The organism is Marisediminitalea aggregata (assembly GCF_900129565.1).
Taxonomy (GTDB): Bacteria; Pseudomonadota; Gammaproteobacteria; order Enterobacterales; family Alteromonadaceae; genus Alteromonas; species Alteromonas aggregata.
On record NZ_FQWD01000004.1, the window covers coordinates 243,075 to 257,087 of the forward strand.

Sequence of the window (14,013 nt, forward strand, 5' to 3'; positions counted from 1 at the left end):
ACTACTCTCCAGTTACAACGTATTCGCATGCGTCGGCCACCTGGCCCGCTGCGTCATGTGGCGCAAATTGCTTGGCTTTCATGGCAACAGCTTCGCACGCCTGAGGATCGTTAATCCAAGTCTGAATAATGCCTGGCAACTTGTCAGCTAACGCTGACTGAGGCACCAATTCCGCTGCCTGATTGTCTGCCAGCGAACGGGCATTTTGTGTCTGATGGTCGTCAACGGCATGCGGAAGCGGTACAAAAATCGCCGCTTTACCTGCCGCGGCCACCTCAGCCACGGTTAATGCGCCAGCCCGGCAAACAATAAAATCTGCCCATTGATAGGCCTCAGCCATATCGTCAATAAATTCGGTAACCTTGGCTTCTGTATTGCCATAAGCCTGTTTCACCGCTTCTGCGTTGCCTTTACCGCTTTGATGCCAAATAGCCAGCCCTGGCATGTCTTTACACAATGCAGGAATGTTTTCGTTCAGTGGTCTGGCGCCCAGGCTCCCCCCCACCACTAACATATTTAACGGCGCGGTTGAGGTTGATTTCACCGGCAGATCCAATATCGCTTTTCGTACCGGGTTGCCCGCAGCCACGCACTTTTGTCGCTGCGAACCAAAATGTGTTTTGGCCGAGTCGAAGCCCAGCATGATGCGTTTCGCCACTTTGCCCAGCAACCGATTGGTCATACCGGGCACCGCGTTTTGTTCGTGCACAATAACCGGGATTCCCAGACTCCAGGCAGCCAGTCCGCCTGGCCCGCTGGCGTATCCGCCCATGCCAAGCACCACATCTGGCTGTAAGGTTCTCACCAGTTTGCGTGCCGCAATCAGCGACTTAAACAATGCCCACACACCACTTAACCTTGCCTGAATACCTTTGCCTCGCAAGCCTTTTACCGGAATAAAGTGAATCGGATAACCGTGCTGAGGCACTACCTGGGCTTCCATACGCTCTGCCGTGCCCAGCCAATCAATGTGCCAGCCGCGTTTCACTAATGTATCTGCCACTGCAATCCCGGGGAAGACATGACCGCCAGTCCCGCCCGCCATGATCAGGCAACGCTTAGTCATGACGCGTCTCCTCATCATCTACAAAACTGGCCTCTTCAGCCTGGTCTTCCGCGCTTTGCATGGCTTGTTTCACTTTGGCTTTCGCTTCGCGCTTTTTGTTGCGTTTAGCTTCGCGCTTAGCGTCGGCTTTTGCTCCTTTGGTCAGCGCCTGGACGCCGGCCACACGCAGTTCAAAATCAATTCTAAGCAACAGCGATACAGCAACTGCCATGACAATTAGACTAGAGCCGCCATAACTAACCAATGGCAGGGTAAGCCCTTTAGTCGGGAGAATACCGGCGCTTGCACCAATGTTGACCGCCGTTTGGAAACTAAACCAGATGCCAATGGAGTAAGCCATAAAACCATCAAACGGACGGTCGTTAGCCAACGCGCGATTCCCAATTTGCAATGCGCGAAGTACCAGCCACAGCATAAGCAGCAATACCATCATAACGCCAACAAAGCCCAGCTCCTCAGCCAGTATCGCCATTACGAAATCGGTGTGCGCTTCGGGGAGGAACTCCAGCTTTTGCAAACTGTTACCCAGGCCCTGACCAAACCAGTTGCCGCGGCCATAAGCCATTAGCGACTGAGTAAGCTGGTAGCCACTGCCAAACGGGTCAGCCCATGGGTCTAAAAACGAGGTTACCCGTCTTAGCCGGTATTCCTCAAAGACAATCAATGCCACAACGGCCAAAATGCCGACAAACATTAACGCGAAAAACTGCCACAATCTTGCCCCGGCCAGGAACAGCAGCCCGATAGTCGTCGCCAACATCACAACCACAGTCCCCAAATCAGGTTGAGCCAAGAGCAATAATGCCAGGATAAAAAACACAACCAGCGGCTTAATAAACCCTTTCAGGTTTTCTGTTACTTCATCGTAGCGACGGACCAAATACCCCGCCAGATAACAGAAAAAGAATAATTTAGCGGGCTCTGCGGCCTGAATGGTGATGGGACCGAGTGCAAGCCAACGGGTTGAACCATTTACGTTTCGACCTATCAGCAGCACTGCCACCAATAACCCTATTGCCAGCAACAGCATGTAGGGGTTAGCCACACGCCAGAATTGCATAGGTAACTGCACCACCACCATGGCAGCGATAACCGCACCAATCAGATAAATGCCATGGCGAATAGCAAAGTAGAATGGGTTGTCGTGAAGCCGGTCTGCAATGGGCATGGATGCTGAACAGACGATGATCAGACCTATCGCCATCAGCGCAAAGGCTACCAATACAATGCCCCCGTCAAACACGGGTTCACTGTGCGCAGGCTCATCATGACGCGCTGAAAATAACGAGGCAAGCTGGCTGGTCACGGCATTCATGCTGACAGCTCCCCAATGGCACCGGCGAAGACTTCTGCCCGGTGCTGATAATTCTTAAACATGTCAAGACTCGCACACGCGGGCGACAATAAGACTGTATCACCCGGCTGGGTTAGCGATGCGGCCAGACTCACGGCGTCAGGCAGTGTAGCAACATAGTGCCCGTTTTCGGCGATATCGCTAAGGACTTTACCGTCCCGACCTAGCGCAATAACCACATCAACATGTTCATCGAGCAGTGGTTTTAGTTCGGACAGGTCCGCGCCTTTTGCATCGCCACCTGCGATTAACACCAAGCGCCCGGTTAACGAAGGCGCGAGGCCCGTTAGCGCAGCTTCAGTTGCGCCTATGTTCGTCGCCTTAGAGTCGTCAATGTAGCTCACTCCACCTTTCACCGCGATTTTGGCGCAGCGGTGCGGTGCTGGCTTAAAGGTTTTTACCGCTTCTGCAGCCTCTGACAGATCTATTTCCAGTGCCGACACCAGCGCTAACGCAGCCTGTATATTGAGCACATTGTGTAGCCCCACTAATTGGGTGTCTGACAATTTCAATAAAGGCGCGCCGTTATACAAAATCGCCTGCGATGTGGCATCCCAGCCAAAACCGGTCTGAGATTGCGTAAGTCCTGTCTCAATGCAAGGTATATCGGCATTGCAGGGGCTTGTTTCGGCATCGTCACGATGCGTAACTGCACAGGCTGCATGCGCGAATATCCGCTGCTTCGCTTCGCGGTAAGCCTCGAAGCTACCGTGACGATCGAGGTGGTCCGCGGAAATATTCAGTAAAGTGGCGGCGACTAACGACAAGGATTCTGTGGTTTCTAACTGAAAACTCGACAGTTCCAACACCACGGCCTGAGGCGCCAAGGCTAATGCATCGAGTGCCGGTAATCCGACATTGCCGGCCGCGACCGCTTTTATGCCAAGGTGTTCAAGAATATGGGTAGCTAGCAGTGTTACCGTGGTTTTGCCATTGGAGCCAGTCACACCCAGCACCGGACACTGTATGGCCTGAGCGAATAGTTCAATATCGCCGACGACCTTTACCCCACAAGCATCAGCGTCCTGAATCGCTGGCAGCGCAGGTGAAATCCCCGGGCTAACGACCAGCACATCCACGCCCTGCCAGTAATCTGCTGGCAATTCACCGCAGGTGACATCAATGGTGAGTGTATCTGGTACTGAAGCGTCAGGGCGGGTGTCCCAAAGCTTCACAGACTTGCCCTGATCCAGTAAATAACGCACGCAGGACATCCCGGTGATACCCGCACCTGCCACAACAACATTGTTTGCGTTATTTATTAAGTTAGTCATTAGCGTAGTTTTAACGTAGCCAGTCCAATGAGCACCAATATCAGTGAGATGATCCAAAAGCGCACAATAACGCGCGGCTCTGGCCACCCTTTTAATTCATAGTGATGGTGAATAGGCGCCATTCTGAAAATGCGCTCACCACGTAGTTTGTAAGATCCCACCTGCATGATCACTGACAAGGTCTCCATAACAAACACGCCGCCCATTATGATGAGGACAATTTCCTGACGAACCAGAACTGCCAGTACGCCCAGCGTGCCGCCCAGTGCCAGCGAGCCGACATCGCCCATGAATACCATGGCCGGGTAAGTGTTAAACCACAAGAATCCCAGGCCCGCGCCCACAATTGCGGTACACACAATCACCAGCTCACTGGTGAGTGGGATGTACGGAATATTGAGGTAGGCAGAGAAATTCACGTTGCCGGTTACGTAAGCAAAAATGGCAAACGCGCCCGCCACCAGTATCGTCGGCACAATAGCCAGACCATCAAGACCGTCTGTCAGGTTCACAGCATTACTGGTACCTACCAAGGCGAAATACACAATGCCGATGTAAAAGATGCCCAGTTGCGGCAATACTTCTTTGAAAAACGGTACCAACAGCGCGGTTTCTTCCATTTGCTGAGCGCTGCTATACAGGTAAAACGCCACGCACAGCGCGATTGCCGACTGCCAGAAGTATTTCCAGCGCGCGATTAAACCTTTGGAATCCTTGCGGATCACTTTGCGGTAATCATCCACAAAACCGACGATACCAAACGTTACCACCACGAACAGCGTAACCAGCACATAACGGTTGCTGAGATCTGCCCAAAGCAACACACTGATCACGATGGCGGCGAGGATTAACAGTCCGCCCATTGTGGGCGTGCCCGCCTTGGACAAATGTGACTCCGGGCCGTCATTGCGAACCGTTTGACCGATCTGCATCATTTGCAGCCAGCGAATCATTTTCGGGCCGATAAGAATGGCGATCAGCAAGGCCGTCAGCGTGCTCAGAATGGCCCGCATAGTTAAATAAGAAAATACGTTAAACCCAGTCTCAAACTGCGTTAGCCAGTCGGCGAGCCAGATCAACATGCTATTTTCTCCCGCCGACGATTAAGCTTTCCCAATGGGGATTCCTCCAATGCTGTAATAACTTGTTCCATTCTGGCGCTGCGCGAGCCTTTAACCAGAATAGTCAGGTCGCGTTGTTCATGACCTAAATCACTAACCAGTGCATCGACCAATGCAGATTGCTCGCTGAAATGAAATGCGCCCTGGCCAAATGCCGTAGTAGCGCTCTGGCTAAGTACGCCTGCGGTATACAGGCAATCAATGCCGCGCTGTTTCGCGTACTCGCCTACCTGCTGATGATAAAAACGCGCCTGCTCGCCCAGTTCAGCCATGTCTCCCAGTACCAGTACTTGTTTACCGGCGAAGCTGGCCAGGGTATCAATAGCGGCTTTCACCGACCCCACGTTGGCATTGTAGGTATCATCCAGCACGCGTACCTGGTCGGTAAACGGCACAACTTTCAGTCGTCCACCCACCGCTTTCATCGCCAGCAAACCGAACTTGATGTCTTCCAACGTGGCGCCGACCGCCATGGTCAGCGCGGCTGACACCAGCGCATTGCCCACATTGTGCATACCCGGCACTGATAAACGTACTTCTGCACTGCCTTTTGGCGTATGCATGACAAATTCTGCGCAGCCATTCAGGTCAATAGTAATATCCGAAGCGTAATAATCTGCTTCCGGGTTTGCTGAATCCGGGGCAAATGTTTGTACCGGCTGATACTTCAACTTACCCAACCAGAACTCAGCAAACTGGCTGTCGCGATTCACAATGGCCAGGCCTTTCTCACCTAAGCCTTTGAAAATTTCACTCTTTGCCCGGGCCACGCCCAACAAGCTACCAAAGCCTTCAAGGTGAGCCGCAGCTGCGTTCACAATCGTCGCCACATCCGGCTTTACCAGATTCGTGGTATAAGCGATTTCACCCAGGTGATTGGCGCCCATTTCGATAACGGCGTATTCATGCTCAGGTGTCAGACGCAATAGCGTTAAAGGCACACCAATGTCGTTATTAAAGTTTCCCGCGGTGGCTAAGACGTTGCCGCGCTGTGCCAGAATAGCCGCACACATTTCTTTGACGGTAGTTTTACCGCTGCTACCGGTAATGCCTATGGTTTTTGGCTTGATCTCAGCTTTGACTGCAGCGCCTAAATCACCCAACGCGATCTTGGTATCTTCAACGTAAATAACCGGTACCCGTGATGTCACACTGACGTCAAGTTGTGTGCTTGCGATGATCGCGCTGGCGCCGGCATTGATGGCCGCTTCTGCAAATGCATGGCCGTCAAAGTTGTCGCCCTTGAGTGCCAGGTAAACGTCACCCTGATTAATTTGTCGCGTATCAGTGCTCACTGCACTTACTGCTATATCCTGACCATCTAATCGTCCCTGGATCTGTTGAGCAATCCATGCCAGCGTTGTGTTTATCATTTGCTGCACTCCTGCTGCAAACGAGCTATCACTGCCCGTTCGTCATAGTTAATTCGTTGCTTACCAATGATTTGATAATCTTCATGGCCCTTACCCGCAGCAAGAATCAAGTCGTCTGCTGCGGCGTGACTCAGGCAATAGCGAATCGCCTGTTCCCGATCTGGAATATCCTGGGCTAGCTCAGGCTTCGTGAGCCCGGCTTTGATGTCGGCCACAATGGCTTCAGGCTGTTCAGAACGGCTGTTGTCGGTGGTGATCACCAGGTAATCTGCCCCGGCTTCTGCCGCTTTTGCCATTAAAGGACGTTTACCTTTGTCACGGTCGCCACCACAACCGAATACACACCACACATGTCCGTGGGTATGGCTGCGCAATGCGGCAAGTGCTTTTTCCAGCGCGTCAGGCGTATGGGCATAATCCACCACGACATTCGCGCGCTGTTCAAATTCAAACACTTCCAGGCGACCCGGCACGGCATGTACCTGCTCAATGGCTTTTACCACATTGGCAAATCGTTCGCCCTGACACAGCAATGCGGCCGTCGCACTCATCAGGTTGGCAATATTAAACTCACCCAGTAAGGCAACCTGCACCACGGTTGTACCCCATGAGCTCGCCAGCCTGAACTGACATCCATTTGGATGGTATTGCACATTTGTGGCAAAACAATAGCGCTGTTCGGGCAAATTCTGCGGTGTATCTGGCAGCACATTTGTCCATACCGTTTCAATCTCGTTGCCGGCCGCGGCCTGCCACTCAGCGCTGGCAGAATCGGACTGATTTAACACAATTTTTCCCAGCCCCGGTAGATGTAACAAGGCCCGTTTCGCTTCTGCGTACGCTTCCATAGTGCCGTGATAGTCAAGGTGGTCGCGCGTCAGATTGGTAAACACACCAATATCGGTCTTCACTTGCTTCAAGCGATCCTGCACCAGCGCATGGGACGACGCTTCGTAAGCCACTTGCTGTACTTCTTGCTGAACAAACTCAGCAAGCAAATATTGCATAGAAATGGCATCCGGCGTGGTATTACCGTTGCTGGCTGGCGCGTAGGAGGCTTCATCGCGATAAATACCGCTGCCCAGCGTGCCAATAGAGGCGGCACGATGTCCCAAGCGGTGTTTCATTTGCATGAGTAACTGTACGACTGAAGTTTTGCCGTTGGTGCCGGTTACACCAATAGTGGCCAGCTTATTTGCCGGGTAATCGTAAAAAGCCGCAGCAATGGATGACAACAGGCTTCTAAGCCCCCAAAACTGAATAATCACGGTTTGCTCTCGCATGGAGATATTACCGTGCTCACTGGCATCATCGGCTTCAGCTAATATTGCTCTGGCGCCCAGGCTAACGGCCTGAGGAATAAAGTCACGACCATCCTGTTGGTGGCCTTTTACCGCGACAAAGACGACCTTGGGGGTGACTTCGCGACTATCCAGTGTTAAGCCCTGCACACGGATGTCCGGTGCATTCACACCGAACTTTAACATCAACGCGTGCAGGCTCTGGGTAAAGGCACTAACCACCATGGCTCGCCCTCTCAATAACTTGTGTTGCACTCATTTGGCGGTCGTCCGGTGCTATGTTTAGCAGTTGCAGGGCTCCGCCCATAATTTCTGAGAACACCGGCGCTGCAGTATCACCCGCGTGATACAAATCACCGCCGGGTTCATTGATCAGCACCACAGTAACCAACTGTGGATCGCTGATAGGCGCCACGCCAGCGAAGATATTTACGTATTCTTCGCCATAGCCGCCGGCGACGGCTTTGCGGCTTGTACCGGTTTTACCTGCCACCCGATATCCTGGAATACGCGCTTTCACACCTGACCCATCGTCCTGTGTAACGGTTTCCATCATGGCCAGAATCGCTTTTGCGTTAGCCTCGCTGATAACCCGCTCTTCTGCTGGCTGATACCCTGTTGTTTGTGCATCACGCACAATATTCAGCGGGCGTTTGATGCCGCCCGACGCGATAGTCGCGTACATTCTTGCAAGCTGTGCCGTCGTCACGGAAATCCCGTAGCCAAACGACAAAGTTGCCAATTCAAACTCAGACCAGCGATTGCGTTCGTGGAAGATACCCGTGCTCTCACCCGGCATATTCACACCGGTATCAGACATCAGTCCCATGTTGTAATAAGAATCCAACAGGAACTGCTTGGGCACAGACAGTGCCAACTTGGATGTCCCCATGTTACTGGAATGCTGAATAATTTCCGCCAGACTCAGCTTGCCATAGTTGCGGAAGTCCTTAACCAGACTGCCGCCTAAACGCATCCAGCCCGGTGAAGTATCGACGATGTCGCCGGGCTTCACTGACCCGAATTCCAGCGCGCTGAGCACGGCAAGCGGCTTCATGGAGCTGCCTGGCTCAAACGCATCGGTGATCACGCGGTTACGCATACGGTGCGGTGAAATATCACTGCGATCATTGGGGTTAAACGACGGTGCATTCACCATTGCCAGAATATCACCGGTATGAACATCTACCACAATGGCCGACGCCGAGCTGGCCTGATAGTACAGCATGGCTTCTTTGATTTGCTTATAAGCCAGTGCCTGAATGCGTTGATCAATTGTCAGCGCCAGGTTACCTGCCGCTTCGCCATTTTTCATTTCCAGCACTTCAACCTGACGCCCTTTGGCATCACGGCGAATTTTGCGGCTGCCGGGCGAACCCGTAAGCCAGTCGTCATACAACCGCTCCAGACCTTCAATACCTTGATCATCGACGTTGGTAATACCGATTAGCTGAGCAGAAACCTCGCCGGTTGGGTAGTAACGACGCGACTCTTTTCGCAAATATACGCCCGGGATTTCCAGCTTTTCGACATAATCCGCCATCGCCGGCGACACCTGACGTTGCAGATAAACAAAGCGTCGTTGTGGGTTGTCGACCTTGCTCACCAGCTCATCGACGTCCTGACCAATCACCTCGGCCAGCGCCAGCCAGCGACGTGTCTGGTTCAATGCGTTGGACTCGTGAATAATTTTAGGATCGGCGTAAATAGCGCGCACCGGCACGCTGACCGCCAGTTCAACACCGTTGCGGTCGGTAATCAAACCGCGATACGTCGGCATATTGCGGGTACGCAAAGTCCGGCTGTCGCCTTGCTGAATAAGATCATCCGGCTCAATGACCTGAATAAACGCGGCACGCATCGCCAGTACCAGAAATACCATAACAATCACGGCGAGCACGACCAGGAAGCGCCATTGCATGGGCCCCGGCCGGTTATTCATTTTTGCGCCGCTGGTTTTCGACTTACTGGCTTTTAACGTGATCGTGGTCATTTAATGCGTACCACCACTTCGTCGTCAACGCCAGGGCGCTGCATATCCAGATGCTTTTCTACCAGCGCTTCAATGCGGTTGTGCTCAGTTAACGCGCGTTGCTCTAACACCAGATTTCGCCATTCCACGTCGAGGTCGTCTTTCTGACGCATGAGTTGCTCTAACGCTATGTTTTGCTGGCGATTATGGTGACTACTCAGGATCACAGCAAGCGCACTTACGATGACCGCTATAAACAACAAAACCCGCAACTTATGGCGGGTCAATTCGGTAACCAGGATGAGGAGCAAATTAAAATTCGTAGACGCGTTTGTCATCGTTTTTCTGCCACCCTGAGTACCGCACTGCGGGACCTGACATTGACCGCCAGTTCGTCCTCCCCAGGCTTGATGGCCTTGCCAATTAACGACAGCACTTTATCTGCGTCAATCTCCTGCTGCGTAAGCGGCAAACCATGAGGTACCGCTTTGCCTTTGCTCTGTTCTTTCATAAACCGCTTCACTAAGCGGTCTTCCAGTGAGTGAAACGAAATCACCGCCAAACGCCCTTTCGGCTTAAGGATCGCGGTGGCAGCTTTCAATCCAACACGCAACTGCTCTAATTCCGCGTTGATGTAAATACGAATGCCCTGGAACGTGCGGGTAGCCGGATGTTTAAACTTGTCTTTTACCGGCATCGCCTGATCGATAATCCGCACTAGCTCGCTGGTGCGCGTTATTGGATTGACCTTGCGTTCGTTTACGATGGCATGCGCGATACGCTTGCCAAACTTCTCTTCACCAAATTCCTTAATGACCTGGGTAATGTCCTGCTCATCGGCTTCTGCGAGCCATTCAGCAGCACTTTGCCCGCGACTTGTATCCATACGCATGTCCAGTGGACCATCACGCAGGAAACTGAAGCCTCGTTCGGCATCGTCGAGCTGTGGCGACGACACGCCCAAATCCATCAGAACGCCGTCGATCTCGCCGCTTAACGACATCGATTCAATGACTTCAGCCATATCAGCAAACGGAGAATGTACGATGGTGAAACGCTTGTCGTCGGCAAATCGTTTGGCGGCTTCAATGGCCTGAGGATCGCGGTCAAACGCGATCAAGCGGCCCTGCTCACCCAGTTGGGACAAAATTTCGCCAGAATGACCACCACGTCCAAATGTGGCGTCAATGTAGATACCGTCTGGCTTGATCGCCAGACCGTCAAGGCATTCTTGTAGGAGTACCGAGGTGTGTTTAAAGCTTTCACTCATAACGAGAAGTCCTGTAGTCGCTCGGTCAGTTCAAATCCACCTGAACGTTCCACTTCCATATCCGCGTCAATTTGCGTTGCCCAGGTTTCGGCATCCCAAATTTCAAGCTTATTGAGTTGACCCACCAACATCACTTCTTTATCGAGTGTGGCATGTTTGCGCAATGGCAAAGACAGCAGCACGCGGCCGCTTTTGTCCATTTCGCATTCGGTTGCATAGCCCAGCAGCAGACGTTGCATGCGTCGTTCAGACGGGATCATGCTCGAAAACTTGCTCAGCTTTAATTCAATTTCTTCCCATTCGGGAAGTGGGTAAAGCAGCAAACAGCTTTGTTGTGTGTCAATGGTGCAGACCAGCTGTCCGTTACAATCATCCAAAAGAGACTGTCGATACTTGGTAGGTATGGCCAGTCTCCCTTTTGAATCCAGATTGATTGCATTAGCGCCGCGGAACATTCCCCTAGCCTTTTTTTATTTGATCTTGTTGTTCTTGTTTTATGAGATCTAATCTGCAAAACGTTGATTATATGATCCACTATTCGCCACTTTTACCCACATTTCACAGTTTAGGTATCAATCCTTCCCACTGTCAAGCAAAAATACCCGGTAAAATGACGATGTTTTCAGTGTCAAATTTCCGACGTTCGCGGCTTACAGCCGAAGTGGCTGATAACAAGTAAGAAAATGAAAAAGCCTGCACAAAGGCAGGCTTTTTGCAAAAGCAGAAGTTATATAAGGTAATAAGAACTATATCGCCCGCCCTCGTTTTCGGGCGCCGCGAGACTGTGTTTTCCCATTGCGCGAATAATTTGTCCTAGGTTATAGCAAAATCACGCATGTCCAGGCAGTGTTCAATGGCGTCAATACGGTCTTCAGTGTGGTGATTTACATACAATAGGGTAGTGTCACCTTGCCGAGCCAGCAGGTTTACCATTGCCAGGATCTTCACCCTGTTGGCATCGTCAAGACCATTACAGGGTTCATCCAGGATCAGTAAACTCGGATGCTTTACCATTGCTCTTGCAATCAGGGCCAGGCGTTGGTCACCAAAAGACAGCGACTGGAACGGGGTTTTCGCCTGAGCCGACATATCAATAGTCTCTAACCACGCTGTAGCCAGTTTGCGTTGAGCGAGCGTCGGTTGTTGATACAAGCCAATACTGTCGTAATAACCCGATAAAATAACGTCGAGCAACGAGCAATTAACCCGGTACTGTAAGTGCAAACTGTTCGAAACGATCCCGAGGTGTTGTTTAATATCCCAGATACTCTCGCCACTGCCGCGCTTGTAGCCAAACACGGTCAGATCGTTGCGGTAACACAGTGGGTTATCGCCCGTTATCAGAGTCAGCAAGCAGGTTTTACCCGAGCCATTGGGCCCACTGATCTGCCAGTGCTGGCCAGGGTAAATTTCCCAATTCAGGGCATCGAAAACCGTATTATCGCCCCAGGTTACATTGCCATTGACCAGCTTTACCAGTGGCGCATCGCGGTCGGCCAGTACCGGAGCCCGATTATCACTGTCTGCTGGTGGTAGTGCACTAACCTGATGCTGGATGTGTAATATCTGTTTGATGTGACCGCGATCTCCGTCGGTCAGCGAGTCACCTTCTGACTGCCAGCTGATCTGGTTGTTTTGCATAAAGACCAGTTTGCCAGCCCACTGGGGTAATTCACTCAACCGGTTTATCACCAGTATCATGGTACAGCGCTTGGCGAGACCATCGAGATACTCTGCTAATCGGTCAACGGATTCAACGTCAAGCCCGTCGTAGGGTTCATCCAAGATAAGCCAGTCGGGCGCATCCAGCAATTGCTGGAGCAACAATACCTTGCGGGTTTCCCCTGTTGACAGCGACAAAAAGGCTCTGTCCAGCAACGCAGTGATACACAGCAGTTCGGCCAACTCGGTTAGCGCCTGGCGCTGGACATCATTCGGCTCATCATTGTGCTGTAGCGCAATCTGTCTGGCCGTGCTGGGTGTTGGCACGACATCCAGAATGTCTGCATCATCTTTTTTTCGTTCGGCATCAATAATGGCCTGTTGCTGGGCAACGCTTACCCAGCCCATGCTATCGGGTACATTTCTTGAACCAGACTGAAGCTCACCCACACCAGCAATCACGGCGGCCAGCGAGGATTTGCCGCTGCCGTTAAAGCCGGTAATAACGAGATGTTGTCCTTCGGTAATACGCAGTGATGGAACGGAAAAAGAGAATGAGGGTGCCAGCTTTACCTGACAATCAGACAGATGAATAGACATGTTGCTGTGAATTCCTGAGGTCCTAAAACAACAAAAGCGGGTGAATACCCGCTTTTGGTCAAACAGCTAGTGCTTACTGTGCAGCAGGTGCCGGTTGCTCTTCTTTTTGAGCAGGACCCATATGCATAGAGCGAATTGGGTTATCTGTTTTTGCAGACAGCTCGATCAGGCGGTTTAACTGGCCAAGCGACATCATGATGGCATACATTGCGCCCAGGAAGCCCGCTTTATGCAGTTCAAGTACCTGCTCATCAGACAGCTCCATCAGTTTCTTCTCGTTGATGGTCATCATGCCGCCAACGTTTCGACCCTGACCGTTTACGTACTGAAGACGCAGTTGAACGTCGTCCAGTAAGCCCAATTCAACCACTTTCTTAACGAATTGCTGAGTCAGCATTTCGCTGTTCGCCAAATCTACCAACAGCTGTTGACGGTTGTTCAGGAAATCACTTGGCTCACCGTCTTCTTTAAACAGAGGCTGACCTTCGTCTTTGATCTGGTCACTGTTTTCATCGATGTATACACCCAGTTTCTCGCCATCAGGGCGAACGTCAAACGGGTAGCGAACGATATTCATTGGAATATGCGGCGCGTTCCATTTGTCTTCAACCAAAAACAGGTTTTGACCAGGCTCCATACCCAGCATCGCAACAACGTGGTGGTTTTCAGTTTTCGGATCCTGAATGAATACCAGCGGCATCGCGCTTGCCAACTGGGCAAATTCACGGATGGATGCGGCTGCTAAGTGGGTATTCTTTGCAAATGGGAAAGCTGGATCTACCGCAACTTTAATGTCTTTATGTTTGTTTTTATCCAGCGGTACAAAATTCATTGCCATAAGTACTATCTCAATTGTTATTTGCTTCGTTGCCACACTGATTTAATCGGGGCAACTCTCTATCCATAATGGGGTGGTTGATGTCATCGACAAACCATGAGTCGTGATCCATTCCAAAGCAATCACAGCTTCCTTCGACGCGTTTAAGTCGAAACAGTTCCGGGTTTTTCGCCCTTTGATGC

At 51.6% G+C, this 14,013-nt stretch carries 12 protein-coding genes; all 12 read right to left on the reverse strand.

Annotated elements, in window-relative coordinates:
* Position 1: 1 nt before the first annotated feature.
* Positions 2–1,066 (reverse strand): undecaprenyldiphospho-muramoylpentapeptide beta-N-acetylglucosaminyltransferase, encoded by a 1,065-nt coding sequence (gene murG / locus BUB81_RS12635; RefSeq protein ID WP_073323300.1) that lies wholly within the window; start codon positions 1,064–1,066, stop codon positions 2–4.
* Positions 1,059–2,381 (reverse strand): cell division protein FtsW, encoded by a 1,323-nt coding sequence (gene ftsW / locus BUB81_RS12640; protein ID WP_073323302.1) that lies wholly within the window; start codon positions 2,379–2,381, stop codon positions 1,059–1,061. The genes murG and ftsW overlap by 8 nt, the downstream gene beginning before the upstream one ends.
* Positions 2,378–3,694: a UDP-N-acetylmuramoyl-L-alanine--D-glutamate ligase gene (gene murD / locus BUB81_RS12645; protein ID WP_073323305.1), complete on the reverse strand. Its 1,317-nt coding sequence runs from the start codon at positions 3,692–3,694 to the stop codon at positions 2,378–2,380. Before murD ends, ftsW begins: the two co-directional genes overlap by 4 nt.
* Positions 3,694–4,776: a phospho-N-acetylmuramoyl-pentapeptide-transferase gene (gene mraY, locus BUB81_RS12650; protein WP_073323307.1), complete on the reverse strand. Its 1,083-nt coding sequence runs from the start codon at positions 4,774–4,776 to the stop codon at positions 3,694–3,696. The genes murD and mraY overlap by 1 nt, the downstream gene beginning before the upstream one ends.
* Positions 4,770–6,188 carry a UDP-N-acetylmuramoyl-tripeptide--D-alanyl-D-alanine ligase gene (locus BUB81_RS12655; protein ID WP_073323309.1) on the reverse strand — a complete coding sequence of 473 codons (1,419 nt, stop codon included), beginning with the start codon at positions 6,186–6,188 and terminating at the stop codon, positions 4,770–4,772. Before BUB81_RS12655 ends, mraY begins: the two co-directional genes overlap by 7 nt.
* Positions 6,185–7,714 (reverse strand): UDP-N-acetylmuramoyl-L-alanyl-D-glutamate--2,6-diaminopimelate ligase, encoded by a 1,530-nt coding sequence (locus BUB81_RS12660; RefSeq protein ID WP_073323311.1) that lies wholly within the window; start codon positions 7,712–7,714, stop codon positions 6,185–6,187. The genes BUB81_RS12655 and BUB81_RS12660 overlap by 4 nt, the downstream gene beginning before the upstream one ends.
* Entirely contained in the window at positions 7,704–9,482 is a 1,779-nt protein-coding gene (locus tag BUB81_RS12665; RefSeq protein WP_073323313.1) for a peptidoglycan D,D-transpeptidase FtsI family protein, read from the reverse strand. Before BUB81_RS12665 ends, BUB81_RS12660 begins: the two co-directional genes overlap by 11 nt.
* Complete coding sequence (gene ftsL, locus BUB81_RS12670; RefSeq protein ID WP_073323315.1) at positions 9,479–9,799, reverse strand: cell division protein FtsL; 321 nt, start codon at positions 9,797–9,799, stop codon at positions 9,479–9,481. The genes BUB81_RS12665 and ftsL overlap by 4 nt, the downstream gene beginning before the upstream one ends.
* Positions 9,796–10,731 (reverse strand): 16S rRNA (cytosine(1402)-N(4))-methyltransferase RsmH, encoded by a 936-nt coding sequence (gene rsmH / locus BUB81_RS12675; protein WP_073323317.1) that lies wholly within the window; start codon positions 10,729–10,731, stop codon positions 9,796–9,798. The genes ftsL and rsmH overlap by 4 nt, the downstream gene beginning before the upstream one ends.
* Positions 10,728–11,186 (reverse strand): division/cell wall cluster transcriptional repressor MraZ, encoded by a 459-nt coding sequence (gene mraZ, locus BUB81_RS12680; protein ID WP_073323319.1) that lies wholly within the window; start codon positions 11,184–11,186, stop codon positions 10,728–10,730. Before mraZ ends, rsmH begins: the two co-directional genes overlap by 4 nt.
* Before the next feature lie 358 nt (positions 11,187–11,544).
* Positions 11,545–12,993: a molybdate ABC transporter ATP-binding protein ModF gene (gene modF, locus BUB81_RS12685; RefSeq protein ID WP_073323321.1), complete on the reverse strand. Its 1,449-nt coding sequence runs from the start codon at positions 12,991–12,993 to the stop codon at positions 11,545–11,547.
* 73 nt (positions 12,994–13,066) lie between these two features.
* On the reverse strand, positions 13,067–13,831 hold the full coding sequence (locus BUB81_RS12690; protein WP_073323323.1) for a SapC family protein: 765 nt from the start codon (positions 13,829–13,831) through the stop codon (positions 13,067–13,069).
* Positions 13,832–14,013: the final 182 nt, after the last annotated feature.